The 23,884-nt window shown below is 33.5% G+C and carries 22 protein-coding genes; 16 read left to right on the top strand and 6 right to left on the bottom strand.

All coding sequences use genetic code 11. The annotated features are described in order from the left end of the window. Window positions 1-51 precede the first annotated feature (51 nt). Complete coding sequence (locus tag ABD715_RS11135) at window positions 52-2,640, top strand: beta-mannosidase (protein WP_344788302.1); 2,589 nt, start codon at window positions 52-54, stop codon at window positions 2,638-2,640. Window positions 2,641-2,737: 97 nt separating this feature from the next. Here the strand turns inward: ABD715_RS11135 and ABD715_RS11130 are convergent, their stop codons facing one another. The 6 genes from ABD715_RS11130 to ABD715_RS11105 form a co-directional block, all read right to left on the bottom strand. Further along, window positions 2,738-3,544 carry a type 1 glutamine amidotransferase domain-containing protein gene (locus ABD715_RS11130; protein WP_344788301.1) on the bottom strand — a complete coding sequence of 269 codons (807 nt, stop codon included), beginning with the start codon at window positions 3,542-3,544 and terminating at the stop codon, window positions 2,738-2,740. A gap of 6 nt (window positions 3,545-3,550) precedes the next feature. After that, complete coding sequence (locus ABD715_RS11125; protein WP_344788300.1) at window positions 3,551-4,708, bottom strand: iron-containing alcohol dehydrogenase; 1,158 nt, start codon at window positions 4,706-4,708, stop codon at window positions 3,551-3,553. A 44-nt stretch (window positions 4,709-4,752) separates the two neighbouring features. Continuing rightward, window positions 4,753-5,385 carry an NAD(P)H-dependent oxidoreductase gene (locus ABD715_RS11120; protein ID WP_344788299.1) on the bottom strand — a complete coding sequence of 211 codons (633 nt, stop codon included), beginning with the start codon at window positions 5,383-5,385 and terminating at the stop codon, window positions 4,753-4,755. Between the two features lie 7 nt (window positions 5,386-5,392). Continuing rightward, a complete protein-coding gene (locus tag ABD715_RS11115; RefSeq protein ID WP_344788298.1) occupies window positions 5,393-6,058 on the bottom strand; it encodes an NAD(P)H-binding protein in 666 nt (221 codons plus the stop codon). Between the two features lies 1 nt (window position 6,059). Further along, a complete protein-coding gene (locus tag ABD715_RS11110) occupies window positions 6,060-6,644 on the bottom strand; it encodes a TetR/AcrR family transcriptional regulator (protein ID WP_344788297.1) in 585 nt (194 codons plus the stop codon). 181 nt (window positions 6,645-6,825) lie between these two features. Beyond that, a complete protein-coding gene (locus ABD715_RS11105) occupies window positions 6,826-7,722 on the bottom strand; it encodes an AraC family transcriptional regulator (protein ID WP_344788296.1) in 897 nt (298 codons plus the stop codon). A gap of 178 nt (window positions 7,723-7,900) precedes the next feature. Here ABD715_RS11105 and ABD715_RS11100 point away from each other — a divergent pair, with 178 nt between their 5' ends. The 15 genes from ABD715_RS11100 (at window position 7,901) to ABD715_RS11030 (ending at window position 23,841) form a co-directional block, all read left to right on the top strand. Beyond that, window positions 7,901-9,397, top strand: coding sequence for a BCCT family transporter (locus tag ABD715_RS11100; protein WP_344788295.1), 1,497 nt, complete (start codon window positions 7,901-7,903; stop codon window positions 9,395-9,397). Then, complete coding sequence (locus tag ABD715_RS11095; RefSeq protein WP_344788294.1) at window positions 9,394-10,023, top strand: alpha-ketoglutarate-dependent dioxygenase AlkB family protein; 630 nt, start codon at window positions 9,394-9,396, stop codon at window positions 10,021-10,023. The genes ABD715_RS11100 and ABD715_RS11095 overlap by 4 nt, the downstream gene beginning before the upstream one ends. A gap of 169 nt (window positions 10,024-10,192) precedes the next feature. Further along, on the top strand, window positions 10,193-11,851 hold the full coding sequence (locus ABD715_RS11090) for an acetolactate synthase large subunit (protein WP_344788293.1): 1,659 nt from the start codon (window positions 10,193-10,195) through the stop codon (window positions 11,849-11,851). Between the two features lie 3 nt (window positions 11,852-11,854). After that, window positions 11,855-13,222 carry an NAD-dependent succinate-semialdehyde dehydrogenase gene (locus ABD715_RS11085; RefSeq protein WP_344788292.1) on the top strand — a complete coding sequence of 456 codons (1,368 nt, stop codon included), beginning with the start codon at window positions 11,855-11,857 and terminating at the stop codon, window positions 13,220-13,222. Between the two features lie 324 nt (window positions 13,223-13,546). Then, a complete protein-coding gene (nfsB, locus tag ABD715_RS11080) occupies window positions 13,547-14,206 on the top strand; it encodes an oxygen-insensitive NAD(P)H nitroreductase (RefSeq protein ID WP_344788291.1) in 660 nt (219 codons plus the stop codon). Window positions 14,207-14,228: 22 nt separating this feature from the next. Then, the gene (locus ABD715_RS11075; protein ID WP_344788290.1) at window positions 14,229-15,236 is read left to right on the top strand and encodes a zinc-binding alcohol dehydrogenase family protein; all 1,008 of its coding nucleotides are present in this window, start codon (window positions 14,229-14,231) and stop codon (window positions 15,234-15,236) included. A gap of 80 nt (window positions 15,237-15,316) precedes the next feature. Next, a complete protein-coding gene (locus ABD715_RS11070; protein WP_344788289.1) occupies window positions 15,317-15,793 on the top strand; it encodes a cupin domain-containing protein in 477 nt (158 codons plus the stop codon). A 20-nt stretch (window positions 15,794-15,813) separates the two neighbouring features. Next, on the top strand, window positions 15,814-16,647 hold the full coding sequence (locus ABD715_RS11065) for a DUF4437 domain-containing protein (protein ID WP_344788288.1): 834 nt from the start codon (window positions 15,814-15,816) through the stop codon (window positions 16,645-16,647). Window positions 16,648-16,691: 44 nt separating this feature from the next. Next, complete coding sequence (locus tag ABD715_RS11060) at window positions 16,692-17,756, top strand: L-dopachrome tautomerase-related protein (protein WP_344788287.1); 1,065 nt, start codon at window positions 16,692-16,694, stop codon at window positions 17,754-17,756. 175 nt (window positions 17,757-17,931) lie between these two features. Further along, complete coding sequence (locus ABD715_RS11055) at window positions 17,932-18,138, top strand: UBP-type zinc finger domain-containing protein (protein ID WP_344788286.1); 207 nt, start codon at window positions 17,932-17,934, stop codon at window positions 18,136-18,138. Window positions 18,139-18,149: 11 nt separating this feature from the next. Further along, the gene (locus ABD715_RS11050; protein ID WP_344788285.1) at window positions 18,150-19,805 is read left to right on the top strand and encodes an FAD-dependent oxidoreductase; all 1,656 of its coding nucleotides are present in this window, start codon (window positions 18,150-18,152) and stop codon (window positions 19,803-19,805) included. 2 nt (window positions 19,806-19,807) lie between these two features. Next, entirely contained in the window at window positions 19,808-20,671 is an 864-nt protein-coding gene (locus tag ABD715_RS11045) for an AraC family transcriptional regulator (RefSeq protein ID WP_344788284.1), read from the top strand. 122 nt (window positions 20,672-20,793) lie between these two features. After that, window positions 20,794-21,639 (top strand): enoyl-CoA hydratase/isomerase family protein, encoded by an 846-nt coding sequence (locus ABD715_RS11040; protein WP_344788283.1) that lies wholly within the window; start codon window positions 20,794-20,796, stop codon window positions 21,637-21,639. A gap of 44 nt (window positions 21,640-21,683) precedes the next feature. Beyond that, on the top strand, window positions 21,684-22,667 hold the full coding sequence (locus tag ABD715_RS11035; RefSeq protein WP_344788282.1) for a zinc-dependent alcohol dehydrogenase family protein: 984 nt from the start codon (window positions 21,684-21,686) through the stop codon (window positions 22,665-22,667). 208 nt (window positions 22,668-22,875) lie between these two features. Next, window positions 22,876-23,841 carry a 2OG-Fe(II) oxygenase gene (locus tag ABD715_RS11030; protein WP_344788281.1) on the top strand — a complete coding sequence of 322 codons (966 nt, stop codon included), beginning with the start codon at window positions 22,876-22,878 and terminating at the stop codon, window positions 23,839-23,841. Window positions 23,842-23,884: the final 43 nt, after the last annotated feature.

Raw genomic sequence — 23,884 nt, 5'->3', positions numbered from 1 at the left:
GTGTTTTTTTATTTTAAAACGATATTTAAGTAATAAGAAGGTTTTTATAAAATGATGGGTAAAAAAAATAAATACTTAGGTTTGTTATTAATAATTATAAGTTTGATATCATGCGATCAAACACCCCATTTTATTTCAAAAAAAATAGAAGCTAATTGGCAATTTAAATCTAGCAAAGACACATTATGGTTAAAAGCAGAAGTGCCTGGTACAGTGCATACAGATTTACTAGCTAATGGTATTATAGAAGATCCTTTTTATAGATTAAACGAAAAACAACAACAATGGATAGATAAAAAAGACTGGGAGTATAAAACAGTTTTTTATGTAGACAAATCTATTTTAGATAAAGAAATAGTCGAGTTAAATTTTAAAGGTTTAGATACTTATGCTCATATTTATTTAAACGATTCTTTAGTTTTAAATACAGATAATATGTTTGTTGGTAAAACAATTAATTGTAAATCGGTATTAAAAAAAGGTAAGAATAAATTAAGAATTGTTTTCGATTCGCCTATAAAAATAGGATTAAAAAAGCGAAAGGCTTTAGGTTATACATTGCCTAATGCTGTTAACGACCAATCTGAGAATGGCGGTTTGGGTAAAAAACAAGTGGCAGTTTTTAGTAGAAAACCTGGGTATCATTTTGGATGGGATTGGGGACCTCGGTTAGTATCTAGTGGTATTTGGCAAGATATAGAAGTATCAGCCTATAATATGGCCACTATAAAAGATGTTTATTTAAAACAGCGTAAAATAACCAAAACAAATGCAGTGTTAACAGCACAATTAAGCGTAGTAGCTACACATGATTTTATAGCATTTGTAAATGTAAAAGTCGATTCTGTTTTAACTACTCATAAAGAAATAGCCTTAAAAAAAGGAGAGAATAGAATTAATTTACCGTTTAATATTAATAATCCTGAGTTGTGGTGGACTAATGGTTTAGGTAATCAAAAATTATATAAAATAGATGTCGAGTTAAAGGACAAAGAAGACTTACTAGCTATAAACACCAACAAAATAGGGTTAAAAACACTAAAAGTTGTTCAGGAAAAGGATAGCATAGGCAAGAGTTTTTATTTTGAATTAAATGGACATCCTGTTTTTATGAAAGGAGCCAATTACATTCCGCAAGATGTGTTTTTAAATCGTATTTCTATTGGTGATTATGAAACTATGGTTAAAAACATGGTAGATGCTAATTTTAACATGATTCGTGTTTGGGGAGGAGGTATTTATGAAAAAGATATATTTTATAATTTATGTGATAAATACGGTATTTTAGTTTGGCAAGATTTTATGTTTGCTTGTGCTATGTATCCTGGAGATGAAGATTTTTTAGAAAACGTTAAAGCCGAAGCAGAATACAATGTAAAACGTTTGCGCAACCATACAAGTATTGCGCTTTGGTGTGGAAATAACGAAAATTTAACTGCTTGGAAAAATTGGGGGTGGATTCCGCAAACCTTAAATACTCAAGGGCAAGACATTGTAGATAAAGTTTGGAAAGCTTACCAAGATGTGTTTCATAATGTGCTGCCAGAGGTCGTTGAGGAGTTTGATAATGACACATTTTATTGGGCATCGTCACCAACATCTGCTAGAGGAGAAGATGCTACTTTAACAGCGGGAGATTACCATTATTGGGGGGTTTGGGGACAAGGCGAACCGTTTTCTACTTTTGAAGAATATATTCCTCGATTTATGTCAGAATATGGGTTTCAATCTTTCCCAGAATTTAGTTCTGTTAAAAAATATGCAGAAGAAGACGATTGGAATATTTATTCCGATGTTATGAAATCGCATCAACGTTCTTCAATAGGGAATAAAAGTATAGAGCGTTACATGAAATCATGGTATAGAACACCTAAAGATTTTGAATCCTTTTTGTATGTAAGTCAGTTATTACAAGCCAAGGGCATGAAAATAGCAATTGAAGCGCATAGGCGAAATATGCCATACTGTATGGGATCTCTTTATTGGCAAATAAACGATTGTTGGCCAGTAGCTTCTTGGTCTACGATAGATTATTACGGTACATGGAAAGCATCGCATTATGCTGTAAAAGAGCTTTATAAGCCTATTAAAATGATGTTTTTTAATAATGAAGATAAAATTGAATTGCATATTGCTTCTGATGATTTAAAAGAAAAACCAGTAATTTTGCGTTTAAAAACTATTGATTTTACTGGTGAAGTTTATAATCAAATAGAAGTGCCTATTGTTATAAATGCTAATACAAGTGCTATTTATTTTACCGATAAAATGAGTTCTTGGATTAGAAAAAAAGAAGCTCATAATACGTTTTTATTTGCAGAGATAGAGGATATAAATCAATCTGTATTAGATGAAACAGTATATTATGATGTAGTACCAAATAAATTAAAATTAAGTAAACCAGACATTAGCTATACTGTAATAAAAGATGCTAATAATAATGTAGTTGTAGAAATAGAGGCAAATGTTTTAGCAAAAAATGTGCGATTGCAAACAGCTATAGAAGGGCGATTTTCTAACAATTATTTTGATGTTTTACCAAATAAAAAATATGCCATTAATTTTATAGGAAAAAAAGCGGTAGATATAGAAAGTTTAAAATCTAGCTTAGATATTATTTCTCTTTATGATGCATATTAATTAAGTTTATTACTTAACTCTTAAAAAGAATATATAAAATATAAAAGCCTGTAAAACAAGTTGTTTTACAGGCTTTCTGCTATTAATAAAAAGGGTGTTATTTTAAACGCTCTAATAGTTTCTGTGCAACTAACTCAGACGATGCTGGGTTTTGTCCAGTAATTAAGTTACCATCTTGAATAGCGTAAGCTGCCCAGTCTTCTTTTTTAGAGTAGATTCCTCCATTTTCGTTTAACATGTCTTCAACTAGAAACGGAACAACGTCTGTTAAACCAACAGCAGCTTCTTCAGAGTTAGTAAATCCTGTTACTTTTTTACCTTTTACTAAAGGCTGTCCGTCTGTTCCTTTTACAGCTTTTAAAGCAGCAGGAGCATGGCATACAAATGCTACAGGCTTCTCTTGAGCATTAAATTTTTCGATTAAAGCAATTGACGTTTCATCGTTTGCTAAATCCCATAATGGTCCATGACCTCCAGGGTAAAACACAGCATCAAAATCGTCTGCATTTATATCTGCTAACTTGTGTGTGTTAGCAATTAATGCTTTTGTTTTTTCATCTTTATTGTAACGCTCAGTATCTTCTGTGGCAGCGTCTGGCGAATCGCTACTTGGGTCTATTGGTGCAGCTCCACCATTTGGTGTTGCAATAGTGATTTTTGCGCCTTTATCTAATAATGTGTAATATGGATTTGCGAATTCTTCTACCCAAAATCCTGTTTTCTTTCCTGTATCTCCTAATTTATCGTGAGATGTTAATACAAATAATACGTTCATATCTTTTTCTTTATTGTTTTCTATTTTTTTTTCTAAAGCGGTTTTAGAAGTTGTGTTGTTTGTTTTGTCTTTACAACTTGAAGCTGTAATAACAGTTAGCGCTAAGGCTATAGTTTTTACTAATTTCATTTATACCTAATAAGACATTCTTACAATTTTCTTAGCGTCTTCTGGTAGTAGAGCTTGGCGCTCTCCTAATTTCCAACCACGATCTTTAAAACGTTTTTCAACTTCTTCGGCAGTACCTTCGTAATCTTTAGTGTAATCAGATAATTTAGTATCAATACCTAGTTTATGGAAAAACGCTTCGGTTTTAGCTATAGCTTCATAGGCTTTATCGTCTGTACTGCCTTCAGTAATATTCCAAACACGTTCACCATATTGTGCTAATTTTTCTTTTTTAGCTTCAAAATTATACTTGTAATGACTTGGTGCAATTACTGCTAAAGTACGTGCGTGATCTATTCCAAATAAAGCGGTTAACTCGTGACCCATCATATGGATTGCCCAATCTCCAGGTACACCTTTTTGAATTAGTCCGTTTAAAGCCATAGTACAACTCCACATAAAGTTAGACGCTGCTTGGTAATTTGTTGGGTCTTTTAAAACCGTTGGAGCAACTTCAACTAAAGTTTGTAAAATACTTTCTGCAAAACGGTCTTGTAATAAGGCACCAACAGGATAGGTCATGTACTGCTCTAAAACGTGTGTAAAGGCATCGGTTAATCCGTTTGCTAATTGGCGTTGAGGTATTGAGGTAATAACCTGTGGATCTAAAATTGAAAACACAGGAAATAATCCTGGTCCGCCCATGGCAAGCTTTTCCTTAGTTTCTTCACGTGTAATTACTGCTCCAGAATTCATTTCAGACCCTGTAGCAGGTAATGTTAAAACAGTTCCGAAAGGCATACCTTTTTCAGTTCTTATTTTCTTGGTTAAAATATCCCAAGGCGTGTCTCCTTCAAAAACAGCAGCAGCAGATAAAAATTTAGTGCCATCTATAACAGAACCGCCTCCAACAGCTAATAAATATGTAATGTTTTCATCTTTTATAACCTTTAAGGCGTTCATTAATATGGCGTATTCTGGGTTAGCAGGAATGCCTCCAAACTCAACAACATTAACATTTGCTAAAGCAATTTTTACTTGATCGTAAATACCGTTTTTCTTAATACTTCCGCCACCGTAAAGTAATAAAACTTTAGCATCAGTAGGAATTTCATTTTTTAATTGTTCTATCGTATCCTTTCCAAAAATAATTTTGGTAGGGTTTTTAAAATCAAAATTGTTCATTTTCTTTTCTTTTTTTATTCTTTTTCGTTCTAATTTGTGTTTTACTATTCTATAATAGTTATTAAATCTTCCATTGGTTTTCTAACCTTAACAAGGTTTACTAGCCAATCTTCTTCTGTTTTTCTATATCCAAGAGGTAATAATACAGCACTACGCAATCCTTTTTCGCGTAGGTTTAATATTTTATCTACAGCATCAGGTTCAAAACCTTCAAGGGGCGTTGCATCTACACCTTCAAAAGCAGCAGCTGTAATAGCTTCTGTAAAAGCGATATAAGCTTGTTTTGATGCGTGAATAAAGTTTTCTTCTGGATCTTTTTGCGGATACATACCTAACAACATTTGACGGTAATTTTCCCATCCTTCGTTTTTAAAACCACGAATGTCGTTGGTTAAGTCGAACATGTAATTAATACGCTCTGGAGTATAATGGTCCCAAGCGGCAAAAACTAAAAGGTGAGAGCAGTCTGTTATTACCGATTGGTTCCATGCAATAGGTTTAATTTGTTCTTTAATATCTTGATTTTTTACAACAAAAATTTCAAAAGGTTGTAAGCCAGAAGATGTTGGAGCTAAGCGTGCAGCTTCTAAAATACGTTCAATTTTATCTTCGGCTACTTTTTCGCCATTCATTGCTTTAGTAGCATATCTCCAATTTAATTTATCTAATAATTCCATATGATTTTTAGTTGTTTTTTGTAATTCTTTTTATATCGTTTGATGTAATAAAAACTTCAGAATAACTTATTCTATTTGCTAGGTTAATCATGGCGTGCGCCATACTTTTAGGGTCTGTAATTTTATATTGTTTTAATTTCCCGAAGAACAAAGGTTCAATTACCTTAAAAATGGTTTTTCCAATATCTTCTAGAGTGCGAGTTTCTTTGCGTTCTCCACCAATTAAAGACGGTTGAAGAATAAAAGTTTTTTTTATGTTCTGTTTTAAAACATCGCGTTCCATTTCGCCTTTAGTTTTGTTATAAAACACATTACTTTTGGCGTTGGCTCCTAAAGCAGATATTACTAAAAAAGTATCAATAGCGTTAGCCTTAGCTAGTTTTGCTGCAGCAACAGGAATACCATAATCAATTTTTTTGTATAAATCTTTATCGGGTGTTTTTGCTTTAGTTGTACCAATGCAGCAAAATACCTGGTCTGCTGTAAAATCCGCTTTAAATTGTTCTAATTTGAGTAAATCTCCAATATGTTGTGTAACTTTTGAAGGTAATCCTTCAATTTTAGAACGAGAAAATAGCTTAATGCTATCGTAACGCTCGTCTTTTATGAGTTGCTCTAATAATAAACCACCTGTTAAGCCAGAGGCACCTAATATAATAGCTGTTTTTTTCATGTTATTGACATACTTTTATACTGTTCCAAGCCGATTGGTAAGCCTCTTCTATATGCGATTTGTCTAGTGTAAAAGCACCACGTTTTTGTGATATCATTAAAAATGATAAAGGATTTATGGCGTATGCGTATAACAAATAATCTGACATTGGTTTTATAATGCCTTCTTTTTTTCCTCGAGCCCAAAGGTCGAGTAGGGGTTGTAAGTGCTTAATGCCTTCTTGTCTACTTGGCTCGTCTATCATTGGAGTGTTATCGCATTGTGCTAGAAACATAGCGTTTTCGCACTCTTTAAGCTTAAAATCTGCAATGCGTTTCCAAATTAACTCGAAGCCTTCTTTTATGGGCATGTCTTTTGTATAAGTTGCAAAGGCATATTTTGTGTATTCTGATTTTACTTCAACATAAGTTTTATTAACAAGATCTTGTTTGTTATCAAAATATAGATATATAGTGGCAGGAGAAACCTTAGCCATTTTTGCTATTTTACTCATTGGTGTAGCATGAAAACCGTTGTTGTTTACTAACTCGATAGTCGCTTTAATTAATGCATTTCGCTTATCTATACTTTTTTGAAGTTTTGCCATATCCTTATTATTCTGGTACAAAGATATAATAAAAATGAACGTTCATTCTTTTTTTAACAAAGGTTTATGCTTTTTTAGAAGTAATTAAAGTTATAAGCTGCTAATATTTTTATTTAAGCATAAAATGCTTTTAATAAAAATATCTAGCCGATAACCAATTTAGAAGGATGGAATAAATACCCTAAAGCCTAATAGCTGGTGAGCAGCTACCACGTTTTAGCATCATATATTCACCGTTATTTTTAAATTCTCGTATAGAAGTTCCTGCATAACGTTTAAAGGTTTTAGATAAATGGCTTACATCTGTAAAACCCAATTCATCTGCAATTTGAGTTAAAGTAAAATCAGAATTTAATAAGCGAATTTCAACCAATTTAAGTTTGGCTTTAATAATATATTCTCGCAGAGACATGTTTACTTGTTTTTTAAAAAACTCACTTACATAAGTAGAAGACATCATAAAAACATTGGCTAAATTTTCAACTTTAAGCAATTCGGTTTTATCAATATTTTCGTTAATATAAGTTAGCATTTTTGTTATTCTGTCGTCGTTGCTATGGTTTGGCACTTCGTAATAACTACTTTTTTTTATGTTTCTTATTAGCAACTCTAAAACGCTAGTCATTAAGCTGGTAACAAGGTTTATGGAGTTGTCGACATAGTTTCTAGATTCTTGTAAAATCATAGTTACTAAACTTGTTAAATGGCTTCTGTCTATTTCATTTTTAATAATATCTCCGGGCAATTGGTTGTAATTGGATAGTATATAAGAGGCTTCTTTAAACCATTCGTTTCTATCAATATTTATTCTATTTGCATTTTTAAAAAACGTATCTGTAAATTTTAAAAACACAAAACGTGTTGGTTTTTCAATTGTAAAAGAATGACATTTTAAAGGCGGTAATAAAAAGATACTGTTCTTTGTGTAATGGTAATCGTTATAGTTTATGCACTGTGTGCCTTCTCCATCTTGTATTAAAACCAACTCAAAGAAATTGTTTTTAACAGGACGTTGTTTCCAGTCTGTTAATTTTATTTCTTGTATTTCAAAAGGTTTGTGAGCTTCTAATACTTGCATAATGGTATGTTTTATGGATAATTAAGAACAAATTTAGAGAAATATTTGCTTAACAGCTGTTAATTCGATGCTAAAACCTTTTAAAATACATAACTATCCATTTTATATACCTTAAAACTTATGGTGTCTGGGGTAGAATTAAGTTCGTAATGTCTATTTTTGTATAAAATTGTATTTATTGATTTTAAAATTCATTAAAAAACATACCATTTTAACTCTTTCTATAAGCATCATTTTTGCTTGTAGTTTCACTGTGTTTTTTGCTACAGAGGCAAGTTATAATGCTATTGAAACCGCTTCATTATGGGTTAGAAATTATTTTGGATATTTCTATTTGTACTTAGGTTTTGGTTGTGTTTTAGCATTGTTATTAGTTGCTTTTTCTAAATACGGAAAATTAAAACTAGGTAAGCCAAACACCAAACCAGAATACTCACTTTGGTCTTGGATTGCCATGTTATACAGCGCAGGAATGGGCTCTGGTATTTTGTTAAGAGCAGTACAGGAGCCTGTTTTTATGCAACAAAATCCACCTTTTATATCCAATTTATCTAATGAAACGCTTGCGCTGGAATTTACGTTTTACCAATGGGGAATTACAGCTTGGGCATTTTACGGGCTTTTTGCTGTTGTGGTTGGTTATGCTTTACACGTAAAGAAAAAGAAAGTGAGAATTAGCGCTACAATAGAAGATTATTTATCAAATAAAGGTGTTAAAAATAGCGTAGATGTTATAACTATTATTACAACCGTTTTTGGACTAATAGCAGCAATTGGATTAGGGACTACACAAATTAATGGTGGATTAAATCATGTGTTTAATGCTGATTTTGGGATAACTACTACCATTATTCTGTGTGTTTTAATATCAACAATTGCTTGTTATTCTGCTTGGCAAGGTGTAAATAAGGGCATAAAAATATTTTCAAAATTAAATATTATTGTTACTCTAATAATTTTACTCTTTATCTTTTTTACTAGCGATACCAAAGAGATTTTAGTATCTTTTATAACTGCAACCTATCACTATATTATCGACTTTATTCCAATCAGTTTAGCACTTGGAGATTACAATCCTGGTTTAGAGTTTTTAACCGGTTGGACCTTTTATTATTGGGCATTTTGGTTGGCTTGGGCACCTTTTACAGGCATTTTTATTGCACGTATTTCTAAAGGAAGAACAATAAGGCAATTATTATTAGGCGTGTTAATTATTCCGTCTATCGGAACCTTCTTTTGGTTTTCGGTTTTTGGAACTTCAGCATTCAATTTAATTGAAACTTGGGGAACATATAACAACGAATTTGGGAATGTATTCTCATCTATTTTTGTGTTTTTCGAACAGTATCCATTTGCTACAGTTTTAAATGTTACTTCTATATTTTTATTAATTAGTTTTTTAATCACTTCAGTCGATTCTGCTGTATTTGTTTTAAGTATGTTTACAGATAAAGGTTCTAAAAATCCAAACAAAACACATCGTGTTATTTGGTCTGTTTTCATTTTATTAGCAACCATTGCTTTAATCCTTTTAGGTAATATTAAAGCCAATATTAATGTATTAGAAGCTGTACAACGCTTGTTAATTATCACTTCGTTGCCTTTCGCTTTCTTTATTTTGGTTATGTTTTTTTTCTTTTTAAAAGATGTTTATAAAAAAGGTGAATTAAAATGAAAGCATTCAATCAACCAGATTTATTTTCAACAGAAGAAGTCCGTAAAACAGTATACGATTTACCAGGAGCAGATGTTATTTTATTCGAAAATTTCTTGAGCATAGAAGAAAGCAATACGTTATATAAAAGTTTACTAGAAAATACACCTTGGCAACAAGAACAAATTATTATTCATGGTAAATTAATTGATTATCCAAGATTAACCGCTTGGTTTGGCGATGTTGAAAAAGATATAACATACACCGAAACTAAAAGTAAAATGCATCTATGGAATGCCGATTTACTTTTCATAAAAAACAGAATTGAAAAAGAAGTCGACATCAAATTTACACGTTGTTTACTCAATTATTATCGCGACGGAAAAGATAGTGTAGATTGGCATCAAGATTGTAAAGGCGAACAACGCAAAAACTCGGTAATTGCATCAGTAACCTTTGGAGCAACAAGACCTTTTCAATTAAAACACGTATCGCGTAAAGATTTAAATCGTGTCGATATTCCGTTAGCTCATGGTAGTTTATTACTCATGCAAGCGGCTACTCAGCAACACTGGAAACACAAAATTCCTAAAACCCAAAAACCAATTCAGCCTAGAATAAATCTAACTTTTAGGTGGATTAACTAATATTTAAGAATTTCTTAGCAAAGCTTTAAGGCACTACCAATCTATTAAGCCTTAATTTTACAGAACTTTTTAATTTCCTTATCTTTAGAGAACTACCTACAAGTACTCCTCAATGTTTTAGCAAAATAATTTGCTCTAACTTCATATAAGATAATACTAAATAACTAGAATGAAAACAACAGATCTTTTTATAAAGGCACTCGAAAATGAAGGTGTCGAATATATTTTTGGACTTCCAGGAGAAGAAAATTTAGACTTTCTGGAATCCATTAGAAAATCCGATAAAATAAAATTCGTGTTAACACGTCACGAGCAAGGTGCTGGTTTCATGGCAGCCACTTATGGCAGACTAACAGGAAAACCAGGCGTTTGCTTATCTACCTTAGGCCCTGGTGCTACAAACTTGGTAACACCAACTGCGTATGCACAATTAGGTGCGATGCCATTGGTGGTTATTACAGGTCAAAAACCAATTAAAACCAGTAAACAAGGGAAGTTTCAAATTATTGATGTGGTCGAAATGATGCAGCCACTTACCAAATACTCTAAACAAGTTACACATGGCGCACACATTCCGTCTATAGTTCGCGAGTCGTTTAGGTTGGCTCAAGAGGAAAGACCAGGCGCAGTTCACATAGAATTACCCGAAGATATTGCCAAAGAGGAAGTCGATAATCCAAGCATTTTTGATGTTGTAGATTACAAAATTCCAAACGTAAATCAAGAGGTTGTAAACGAAGCGGTTTCTTTAATTAATAAAGCCAAACAACCTTTAATTTTAATTGGAGCAGGAGCGAACCGAAAGCGTGCAAGTCATGCATTAACTCAGTTTGTCGACACAATTGGCATTCCATTTTTTAACACCCAAATGGGAAAAGGAATTATAAATGAAGAAAATCCGTTATATCTTGGAACTGCTGCTTTATCTGCAAACGATTTTTTACATGAAGCGATTGATAAAGCCGATTTAATAATAAACGTTGGTCACGATACCATTGAAAAACCACCATTTTTCATGCATGTTTCAGATAATCGAAAAGTGATTCATGTAAATTTCTTTCCAGCTGAAATTGACGAGGTTTATTTTCCGCATTTAAACGTTATTGGAGACATTGCACATTCAATTGAAGCTTTTACAGAAGCCTTGAAACCCAATGCAAATAGTTGGAATACAGATTGTTTTATGGATATTAAAGCCAATGTTTCGTCTCATTTAGCGAAATATGAAAACGACGATCGCTTTCCTATTTTGCCACAGCGTCTAGTTAAAATTACAAGAGATATTTTACCAAAAGATGGTGTTGTGACTTTAGATAATGGCGTTTATAAAATTTGGTTTGCGCGAAATTATCCAGCTTACCAGCAAAACAGTTTGTTGTTAGATAACGCATTGGCAACCATGGGAGCAGGATTAGCGTCTGCCATTATGGTTAAAGAATTAAACCCAAATAAAAAAGTGATTTCTGTAAATGGAGATGGCGGATTTATGATGAATTCTCAAGAGTTGGAAACTGCAACTCGATTACAATTAGATTTGGTGGTAATTATTCTTAGAGATAATGCCTACGGAATGATTGAATGGAAGCAAGAAGGCGACGGATTTGAAAAATACGGATTAGATTATGGTAACCCAGATTTTGTAAAATATGCCGAAAGTTATGGAGCAACAGGTTACAGACCAACATCGGTTGAAGATTTTAAAAATATCCTACAAACCGCTTTAAATGCTAAAGGTGTTCAGGTTATCGAGCTTCCTGTAGATTACTCGTTAAATCACAAAATATTAAATGTTCTTTTAAAAGAATATACTGAAAATAGTAAAAAATAAATTATGGAAAAGACAATCATTATAAATCCTGCAACCGATGAAAAGGTTGCCGAATACGATAGAATTACAGTAGAAACAGCAATAAGTAAAATTGAAACTTCAAATAAAGCATATCAAACTTGGAAGCATAAATCTTTAGAAGAACGCGCAACTTTAATGCATAAGTTAGCCGATGTTTTAGATGAAAATAAAGAAGAATACGCACAATTAGCCACCACAGAAATGGGTAAAACCATTGGGCAATCTCGAAAAGAAATCGAAAAATGTGCATGGATTTGTCGTTATTATGCCGATAATACCAAAGATTTGTTAGCAAACCAAACCGTTGCCACCGAAGCTTCTAAAAGCTACGTTACGTTTCAACCTATCGGAGTTGTTCTAGCTGTAATGCCTTGGAATTTCCCGTTCTATCAAGTTATTCGTTTTGCTGCACCAGCTTTAATGGCAGGTAACACAGGTGTTTTAAAACACGCATCAAACGTGCAAGGTTGTGCGTTTGCTTTGGAGGACGCTTTTAATAAAGCAGGTTTCCCAGAAGGTGCTTTTACTAATTTAAACCTGAGCGCTAAACATGTAAAAGATGTTATAGAAGATAAAAATATTGTAGCAGTTACTTTAACAGGAAGCGATCCTGCTGGACGCTCTGTGGCTTCAATTGCTGGTCAGAATTTAAAGAAAACAGTTATGGAATTAGGTGGTAGCGATGCTTACGTAATTCTAGAAGATGCAGATATTGAAAAGGCTACCGACTTAGCAACGTTAGGTCGTTTACAAAATAACGGACAAACTTGTATTGCTGCAAAACGTTTTGTGGTTTTAGAAGATATTTACGATGCTTTTTTAGAAAGTTATACTAAGAAAATGAAAGCTGCCAAAATGGGAGAACCAACAGACGAGGATGCATATTATGGTCCTATGGCCAGAAAAGATCTTAGAGATGAGTTGCACGAACAAGTTCAAAAAACCATAAAGCAAGGCGGAAAATTAGTGTTGGGAGGTGTTATTCCAGACAGAAAAGGCGCTTATTATCCTGCAACTATTTTAGCCGATTTAAAACCAGGAATGGAAGGTTTTGATAACGAATTATTTGGTCCTGTTGCTTCTGTTATTAAGGCTAAAGATGAAGCTGAAGCAATTGCATTGGCTAATAATTCACAATTCGGATTAGGTTCTGGCGTCATTACAAGCAATAAAGAACGAGGCGAAAAAGTGGCTCTACAACTAGAAGCAGGTAGTAGTTTTGTGAATAAACTGGTCGCTTCAGATCCAAGATTACCGTTTGGTGGTATTAAAAATAGTGGCTACGGAAGAGAATTATCTGGCTACGGAATTAAAGAGTTTGTAAACACAAAATCGATTTGGATCGATTAATGTTTTCAATTCAAACAAATAGTTAAGCAGCAATTTTATTGCTGCTTTTTTTTTGAGAGAGATACAGTTAAAAATAAAACAAACACCATTTTTTAAGAAATTTTAACAGAATAAATCTTGTATTAATAAAGGTTTAACATTTAGTTAATGTATGTTTAAGCGTGAAAAAACCGTTATTTTTACCCATTTTATGAAAATTTTAAGAAAAAACCCATAAATAACCTCTTTTTGTACTTGTATTACCTTTTTTTGTACACTAAAAAAAGATGTGTGTGTATATACCTTTGCAGAGTAATTATTAATCAGCTCAAAAAAAACATAAAAATGAATTTAAAAGAAATTTTAAACTGGAGATACACAACTAAGGAATACGATGCAACCAAAAAAATATCTGAAGCAGATATGGCTGAAATCAAAAACTTGTTAAGAATGAGTCCTTCTAGTGTTAACCTGCAACCTTGGCACTTTATAGTTGCGGAAACTACAGAAGGTAAAGCACGCGTTGCAAAAGGAACACAAGGTTTTTTCAGTTTTAACGAACCTAAAGTAACCAATGCTTCAGCTGTAGTTTTATTTTGTGTAAAAACAGATGCAGATGATGCATATTACCAACATATTGCAGATACCGAAGATAAAGATGGAAGATTCCCAAATGAAGATATTAAAAACGGATTTTTAGGTGCTGTAAAAACATTTGCTGGTATTCATAAATACGATTTAAAAGACCAACAGCATTGGATGGAAAAGCAAGTATACCTTAACATTGGTAGCTTTTTATTAGGTGTTGCTAGTTTAGGTATTGATGCTACACCAATGGAAGGTATTGATGTAAAAGCTTTAGATGAAGAATTCGGATTAAGAGAAAAAGGATACACTTCTTTAGTTGCTGTGTCTTTAGGATATCATGCTGATTCAGATTTCAATTCAACTGAAAAAACACCAAAATCTAGGTTGCCAGAAAGTGAAATTTTCACTGTAATATAATTTCAAAAAACGTTTAAGTTAGATGAAAGCAATAGGATACAAAGAGAATTTACCAATAGACAACGTAAATTCTTTACAAGATATAGAAGTAGAAACGCCTAAAGCAACAGGAAGAGATGTTTTGGTTGAAATTAAAGCCATTTCTGTAAATCCTGTAGACTACAAAGTTAGAGCTAACAAACCAGCTCCAGATGGAGAATGGAGTGTTATTGGTTGGGATGCAACCGGAATTGTAAAGGAAATTGGTGAAGATGTTACCTTGTTTAATGTAGGAGATGAAGTTTGGTATGCAGGTGATTTGACACGTCAAGGGAGTAATGCTGAATTTCAGTTGGTAGATGAGCGCATTGTTGGTAAAAAACCTTCAAGTTTATCCTATGCTGAAGCAGCTGCTTTACCATTAACAACACTTACAGCATACGAAATGTTGTTTGATAGATTGCAAGTATCTAAAGAGGGTGCAAACAAATCTATTTTAGTTATTGGTGCTGCTGGTGGTGTGGGTTCTATATTGGTTCAACTGGCTAAAAAACTGACAAAATTAAACATTATTGGTACTGCTTCTCGCGAAGAAACGACCAATTGGTTAAAAGAATTGGGTGCAGATACAGTAATCAATCACAGAAATAAGTTGAGCGAAGAGTTTGAAAAATACAATTTATCTGCACCAGAATATGTAGTGAGTTTAAATGCTACAGAACATCATGTGGATGAAATTGTAAAACTAATTAAACCTCAAGGTAAATTTGGTTTTATTGATGATCCAAAAACATTAAACGTGATGCCTTTTAAAGGTAAAGCAGTGTCTACGCATATCGAGTTAATGTTTACTCGTTCTATGTTCCAGACGGAGGATATGATTGAGCAGCATAACATTTTAAACAAAGTTTCTAAGCTTATAGACAACGGAATCATTAAAACAACCTTAGGAGAAAACTTCGGAACTATTAATGCAGAAAATCTTAGAAAAGCACACGCATTTTTAGAAACAGGTAAAGCAAAAGGCAAAATTGTTTTAGAAGGATTTTAGTATTCAATTTAGATTAAAAACAAATATCAATTTGGGTGAATTTTAAAACTTGAATTGTCATTTATATTAAAAAAATAAATATGAAATTAAAAAACGTATTAGCAATACTAGCAGTAACAGCATTATTTGCAAGCAATACAGTTACTGCACAAGTTACAACAATAGATTCTGTAGCAACGTCAAAAGTACAGCATTTCAATTTTGATGATATGGAATCGGAAACCATCGGGAAAGGCATAAAACGCAAGTGGTTTCACGGAGAAAAGGGACAAATGACCATCTTTAATTTAGAAAAAGGCGCGCATATTCCTTGGCATAAACATCCTAACGAGCAAATTACATATATTATGTCTGGTAAGGTTAAAATAAAAACTATTATTGACGGAAAAGAAACGTTTGTAGAAGTTGGAGCAGGAGAAGTTATTGTTTTTCCTGAAAATGTTCCTCACGAGTTTTGGGCTTTAGAAGAAACGGTAGATTTAGATGTGCACGTTCCTGTCCGTCAAGATTGGCTATCTAAAGAGTTACCAGATTACTTAAAGAAAACAAAAAAATAAATTATTAAAACATAAAAGACATGAAAAAAAATATCCTAATCGCAATAGCATTAGTTGTTGGTATTTTTGCAAACGCACAAACACCAACAACAGATGATATTAAGTCTGTAAACGAAGTAGTAACCGCAGACAACGTAGAATGGGGTTGGTTAAATCCGTTACGAGGAGATAAAAGTCCAGCAGCAGGGAAACTTTGGGGAGACCGAACCAAAAACGAACCAGCTGGTTTCTTAGTAAAATTCAAAAAAGGATTTTCTTCGCCACCACACATTCACAACATTACATATCGTGGTGTAGTCATTAAAGGCTTATTACATAATGACGATGAAAATGCAGAAAAACAATGGCTTCCAGCAGGTTCTTATTGGCAACAACCAGCAGGCGAAGCGCATATTACTGCTGCTGATGATAACGAAAATATGGCGTTTTTAGATATTCAAGAAGGTCCGTATTTAGTAAAACCAACATCTGAAGCTTTTGATAATGGTGAAAGACCTGTAAATGTTGATAAAACAAACTTGGTTTGGTTAAATGCTAACGACATCCAATGGGTTGCTTCAAAAAGTAATGTACAAACCGCTTTTTTATGGGGAAGTCACGAAAAGAATCAATTACGTGCATCGTTAATAAAATTACCAGCTGGTTTTAAAGGAAAAATCAAAAACTTAAGTCCTAATTTTAGAGCTGTGGTTATTTCTGGAGGAATTTCACATCAGTTTTCTAAAAAAGAAGATAAAAAAGAATTAAATGCGCCATCTTATTTTGGTGCTGAGGAAAATGCAACGTCAATCATTTCAGCAGAAAAAGAAACGGTTCTTTACATTAGAAGTAATGGAGAGTTTGAGGTAAAATAATCATGAAAAACTTAAGTTTCATAATATTACTATTCGCTTCAGTAATGACTGTAAATTCCCAAAACACACTGACTGAAGCGGAAACTTTTGCAACAACAAATCAAGCAGTTGGTAACATCACGTTTACTAATACTGGAGATTTGGTATATAGTCATCATCCCTTTTTTGCACCCGAAAATCGCGTGATGATAATGGATGCAAAAACCAAAGAAAGCAAACCGTTTCCAAATAAAGCGTGGAATACACCAAGAAACACAGACGACAACTATTTAAGTAATGTCTTGGGTATTCGTAACGATGAAAACGGTATTATTTGGATGATAGATATGGCACAACGTAATAATGTAACGCCTAAAATTGTAGGTTGGAATACCAAAATTAATAAATTAGAGCGTATTTATTACTTACCAAAATCTTCGGTTCCAAAAATTGCACAACCTAACGATATGGTTGTCGATACCAAACATGGTTATTTTATTATAGCAGATGAAGGCATTGGTAATGGAGGCGACGGAAGTCAAGCAGCTTTCATAATTGTAGACATGAAAACCGGAAAAACGCGTCGTATTTTAGAGGGTACGCGTACTACTAAACCAGAAAACACACCAACTGTTATTAAAGGCAAACATTTAGCAGTTAATGAGAAGGATTTATTGGTTGGTAACGACGGAATTACAGCAGATAAAGATTTTGAGTATATTTATTATGGACCGTTAAACGGAACAAAAATCTACAGAATTAAAACGCTTGATTTAGTTAACGAAACTTTTACAGATGAAGATTTAGATTCTAAAATTGAAACCTATTCTGAAAAACCAAACAATGGAGGAATGTCAATAGATAAAAAAGGAAATATTTATTTAACTGCTTTAGAAACTAATAGTGTTGCTGTTGTTTTAGCCAAAGATAAAAGTGTAAAAACGATGACTTCAAATGAAAATATGGTTTGGCCAGATGGTGTTAGTTACAATCATTTAGATGGGTACATGTATGTTTCGGCAGCACAGGTAAATAAAGGCGCAGTTTTTAACGATGGAAAAGATCAATCTACTAAACCTTTCTACATTTTCAAGTTTAAACCCCTTGCAGAAGGTGTTTCATTTAGATAATTTGTATTTAAAAACAAATATTCAGGTAAACAATGGGGTTTAGGAGGGAGTTGTCAAGTTCTTTTGTTAAATTTATAAAAACTATATTATAAAAACGTTTTTATATTTGTTATGATGAAAACCGCCTGCAAGCATATAACTGATATTTTCAGAATTAAAAACTGCGACCAAGCAGGTGTGTGAAGCATGTGTAAAACTTGGCGATGCCTGGGTGCACTTAAGAACTTGTCAAGAATGTGGTGTTACACTTTGTTGCGACGATTCTAAAAACAAGCACGTTACAGCGCATTTTCAAGCCATAGGTCATCCAGTTATTAGTTCGGTAGAATTTAATGAAAGATGGCTTTGGAGCTATAAAGACGAGGCTTTTGTAACTTACTAATCCAATAATAAATGATTGATCCAAAATTTCCCGAACTTACAAATTTACAAGTAGAGAAGTTAAAAGCTTACGGAACCATTGAGTTTTATGAGAAACCTACGGTAGTTTTAGATTTTGGAGATCAGCATTACGATTTTTTCGTGGTGCTTGCAGGAGGAATTAAAATTATTGATCCTGATAAAAAAGATGATAATATTACCATACACAGAAAACATCAATTTTCAGGATCGAGTAGTATATTATCGCATCGTACAGTTGGTGTTTGTGGAGAAACATTAGAAAACACGCAGCTTATTAGAATAAATCCTGAAAAACTTAAAAGTGCTATTGCCAAATTTAGTGATATTAGTGATGTGCTGCTCAATGCGTTTCTACTACGTGAAGATGCTTTAAAGAATAATGTACAAGGTATAAAACTTATTGGCTCAGAGCATTCTAACGAAACCTATGCGATTCGTGATTTTATGGATAAGAATGACATTTGGTACAAGTTTATAGATTCTGATAAAGAAGAGGGGCTTGTTCAATTGTTAGAAACATTTAGCCTCACTACAGAAGACCTACCTGTTTTAATTAACAGTCAGAATGAAATTGCTATTCGTCCGTCAATTGATGAAATAGGAGAGTGTTCAGGTGTTAGAATAAAATTAGATGATGAAGTTTATGATGTTCTAGTGGTGGGAGCAGGACCTGCAGGTTTAGCAGCAAGTGTTTATGCTTCTTCAGAAGGATTAAAAGTGTTAACCATTGATAGTAATTCTCCTGGAGGGCAAGCAGGAAAAAGTTCTAAAATTGAAAATTACTTAGGTTTTCCTACAGGTATTTCTGGTAGGGATCTAGCAAACAACGGATACATTCAAGCTCAAAAGTTTGGCTGTACTATTTCTGTACCACATCGTGTGGAAGGTATTGAGTGTAAAGATAATCTTTATTATGTTCATGCGAGTAACACGTCTACATTAAAAGCCAAAAGCGTTATCGCTGCTACTGGTGCTGCTTATAGAAGATTACCATTAGAAGGAATTCAGAAATTTGAAGGCTCAGGAATTTATTACAGTGCAACTTCCATGCATGCCAATATGTGCAAAAATGGAGAAATCGGTATTGTAGGTGGTGGTAATTCTGCAGGACAGGCTGCTCTTTTTTTAGCTAATTTTGCCAGTAAAATATATGTGATTATTAGAAATGAAGATATAGGAGCTAAAATGAGCGACTACTTAGTGCAAAGAATTATTGCTTGCGAGAATATAGAAGTTCTAACCAATAGTAATGTTGTAAAAGTAGAAGGCGATACCTATTTAGAAAAGGTAGAAATAAAGCAAAAAGATGCTTTGGTAAAAAACGAAATTATATATCTATTTACTTTTGTTGGAGCAAAACCATGTACCGAATGGCTCGATAATATTATTGATACGGATGAAAAAGGTTTTGTGCATACCGGACTTACCATTTGCAATAATGCTTTAAATAGTGAGCCAGAGTTTAGTGAAAGAAAACCTTATACTTTTGAAACTAGTTTGCCTGGGCTTTTCGCAGTTGGCGATGTGCGATCTGGTTCTGTAAAACGTGTAGCCTCCGCTGTGGGCGAGGGCTCCATTGTAGTTAGCGATATTCATAAGTTTCTAGCTCAAGAAAAATTTACAAATACAGCCATTAAAAACTCTTAACTATGCCAAGAACTATTATTGAAAACATTGTGATTGCGCAATATAAAAAACAAACATTTTTTGAGTTTTGCCAGTACACAACCATTCGTTTTTTTGAAATCGTCTATTTCGAAGAAGGTTCAGGAACCATAAAAATTAATGGTAAAACAGTAAATTATACAGCCAATAGCATTTTTGTGTTTATTCCAGATGATATTTATATTCTAAATCCAGAAACAGAAACTTCTACGGTAGCCATTAAGTTTTTAAAGAGTTTTTTTAGAAATACAGCTTCGCAAAATGAAACATTACCTGTTAACAATTGGTTTCGTAAAATTGAAGAAATCTTAAATAGCGAAAGCCACGAACTTCGTGAAATGCAGTTTGAAACCGAAGCAGATCGTTCGCATTTAGTCGCTTTAGTAAACATGGTAGCAACTGAATATCTAAATAAACAATCCTTTGATATCTTTATCATTCAAAATTCATTATCAGTTATTTTACATCTTATTGCTCGAAATATTCAATTCATAAATACTTCCGATTCTGTAAAAGAAGTGAAATCGTCTAAAATTCAACAAATTATAAATTACATTCATTCTAATATTTATAATTCAGAATTGTTATCTACTAAAAGTTTAGCAGAAGAATTTCATATGGCAGATAATTACATCAGTGAATATTTTAAAAAGCATACCGATGTGTCTTTAAAAAAGTACATCATCAACTACAAATTAAAATTGGTAGAAACCAGACTAAAATATACCGATTTGCAATATTCCGAAATCGCAGCAGAACTCGGTTTTACAGATTCTAGTCATTTAAACAAAACGTTTCAAAGCTATAAAGGCACCAGTTTAAGTGCTTTTAGAGCCAATTTAGCCTAATTTTTTACTAAAACCTCTTTTTTTACTAATACCACTTTGTTTTCTACCAAAATAAAGCTTGGTTCCTGTTTTAAGTTTGCAGTGTAATTAATATACACACTAACAACTTAAAATAAGATACCATGGACTACAAGAATTTTCAAACATTTACAGCAAAGCAAGACGGAGGAATTTTAACCGTAGATATTAACTTTGGACCAGTAAACGTACAAGGACAAGAAATGCTAGCAGATTTAAGCAGTCTTTGTTTACGATTAGAGCGCGATAGAAGTGTAAAAGTAGTGGTTTTTGAATCTTCAAATCCAGGGTATTGGGTATGTCATTATGATACCGATTTACTAAAAGATTTATCCACCGAAGCGGTACCAAGAAATGAAATAAAATTATTCGATTTACAATCTGTTTTAGAGCGTTTAAGCAATTTACCACAAGCAACAATAGCAAAAATTGAAGGTTTTGCACGTGGTGGCGGACACGAAATGGCTTTGGCACTAGATATGCGTTTCGCAGCTAGAGGAAAAGCCAAATTTATGCAAATGGAAGTAGGTATGGGCATTTTACCTTGTGGCGGTGGCGCTTCACGTATGGCAAGGCAAACAAGCTTGGGTAAAGCTTTAGAAATTATACTTGGTGCCAGAGATTGGGATGCAGATGAGGCAGAAAAATTCGGAACAGTAAATAAAGCATTAGATCCTAATGAGATTGGACCTTACGTTGATGCTTTGGCAGAGCGTATTGCAAAATTTCCAGCAGATTCTATAGCAGCATGTAAGCGTGCAGTATATGCGTCATTGGATTTGCCTATAGAAGAAGCTTTAAAAGAAGAAGCTTATCAATTATTCCAAGCTACCAGTAGAACACCAGCAGTAAAACGTTTTCAATATGCAGATGATAATGGTGCTCAGTTTGATCATGACAACCAAAAGAATTGGGAATCTATGCTCATAGATATTCAAGAAATAAACTAAAATTTTAAAGTCAAATTCATAAATCACAAAAAAAGAAAATAGATATGAAAGCAATGCTTATAAACAACTACGGAGAAAACGGAAATTTCGAAGTATCAGAAATAGCAAAACCAACAGTAAAGGCAAATCACGTATTGGTAAAAATAGCGGCATCTAGTGTAAATACAATTGACACTATGATTAAGAATATGGGAACCGATTTACCATTATCGCCAGCTGCACCTGCCTTATTAGGAATGGATTTCTCTGGAACAGTAGAAGCTGTTGGAGAAGGAGTAGAGGGTTTTAATGTAGGAGATGAAGTATACGGTTGTGCTGGCGGTTTAGCCGATTTACCAGGAACCTTAACCGAATATATTGTAGCAGATAGCAACCTTGTAGCGCACAAACCAAAAGGCTTAACTATGCGAGAAACTGCAGCTTTACCATTAGTAGCAATTACAGCTTACGAAGGTTTAACAAGAGCAGGCGTAAAAGCAGGTCAAAAAGTATTGGTACACGGTGGCTCTGGTGGTGTTGGTCATTTAGCGGTGCAGTTGGCAAAGTATTTTGGAGCAGAAGTTTTTGCTACAGGTACTGGTGATAATCAAAAAGCTATTGTTGAAAAATTTGGTGCAACCTTCATCGATTTTAAAACTGAAAAAGTAGCAGATTACACAGCAAAATATACCGATGGTGGTTTTGATGTGGTTTTTGATACTGTTGGTGGTGCAAATCTTACCAATTCTATTGAAGCTGTTGCCTTAAACGGACATATTTCTACTACGGTGTCGTTATGTGAATTAGATTTAACGCCATTGCACTTTAAAGGAGCATCATTACACGTAGTATTTATGCTAATACCAATGTTGCACAATTTTAAAAGAGATGCACACGGAAATATTTTAGAGCGTTTAGCTGAAATTTCTAACGAAGGACATTTAACGCCAATAGTAGATGAAAACAAGTTTTCGTTAGAAGAAGTGGGTGATGCTTATGCACATTTACAAAGCGGAAAAGCTATTGGTAAAATAGTAGTTGAGAACTAAAAACAAATAGGGATTTGCAATGTATCCTTATGGTTGATTAATAGTGTTAAATGCCTCTTTTTAGAGGCATTTTTCATTTAAAACATAGCAAAACCTTGTTTTTTACTAAAACCACCATTTTTACTACCAAAGAAGAACAGCCGCTTGTGCGTAATTTTGTTATAGATAAAAAATCCAATAGCAGTAGCTATACTTAAAACATATAATTATGAAAACAATAGAACATACAAATGCACTTGCAGAAGCTCGTGCTTTAGAAGTACCATCAAGAGAATTATCATTAAGACGCGATCCATCAGTTTCAAAATTTTGGAATGATAATCGAAAATTATTAGAAGACGCTTGGGCAGAGTGGGAACTAGAAAACAAAGACAATTTATTATTGCCAGACGAATCTTTACTAGATCCAAAATTACGTAAGGCTATTAAAGATGCTTGGGAAAATCCAGAAAAAGAATCTGCTGTTGCCGATTTATGGAAAGAAATAATTCCAGGCGTTTATGAAACACAGTTTTTTGATTTAGAACGTTTAGCGGATTTTCGTCAGTATTTAGAAGACGTAGTAAAGTCAGAAATCCCTAAACGTGCACCTTACGGTATTCAATTAAACCGTTACGGAATGATGTTAGATCCAAGATCTGAAGGATATTTAGCAACACCAAGCTTTCAGGCATTTTATAATGATATAATGGACCGTTATATGCGCCCGATTTCTCGATTATTATTGGGGACTTACGGTTACGACAATCAAACTTTTGGATTTTCAATACAATACAATCCAGATAAAGACAAAGATTTACATGCGCATACCGATGCTTCGTCAGCAACATTAAATATAAATACTAACTTACCTGATGAAGAATTTACAGGATCTATAGTCGATTTCTATGATAAAGCTTCAGGTAAAACGGTACAAACTAAGTTTGAGCCAGGAAAAGCCATCATCCATAGAGGTAATGTGCCACACGCAACACACCCAATTACAAGCGGGCAACGCAGTAATTTGGTAGTTTGGTTATATGGTGATAATATGCAAATACCACGTGGTAGTACTAGTAGTTACGGAAACATTGGTAGCAATGGTACAATCAAAGACGTTGCATTAGAAAATGTTACAGCTCGTCAACGTTGGAGTTTACCTGACGGTCCTAAGGATACCGTTGCACCATTTTAATTACAGCAAGCGTAGTTTATTATATTAGACAAAAATAAAATTA

It is taken from the genome of Postechiella marina (genome assembly GCF_039538365.1).
GTDB lineage: Bacteria > Bacteroidota > Bacteroidia > Flavobacteriales > Flavobacteriaceae > Postechiella > Postechiella marina.
The sequence above is the reverse complement of the archived record's forward strand: the minus strand, read 5'-3'. Positions and strand labels throughout refer to the sequence as shown.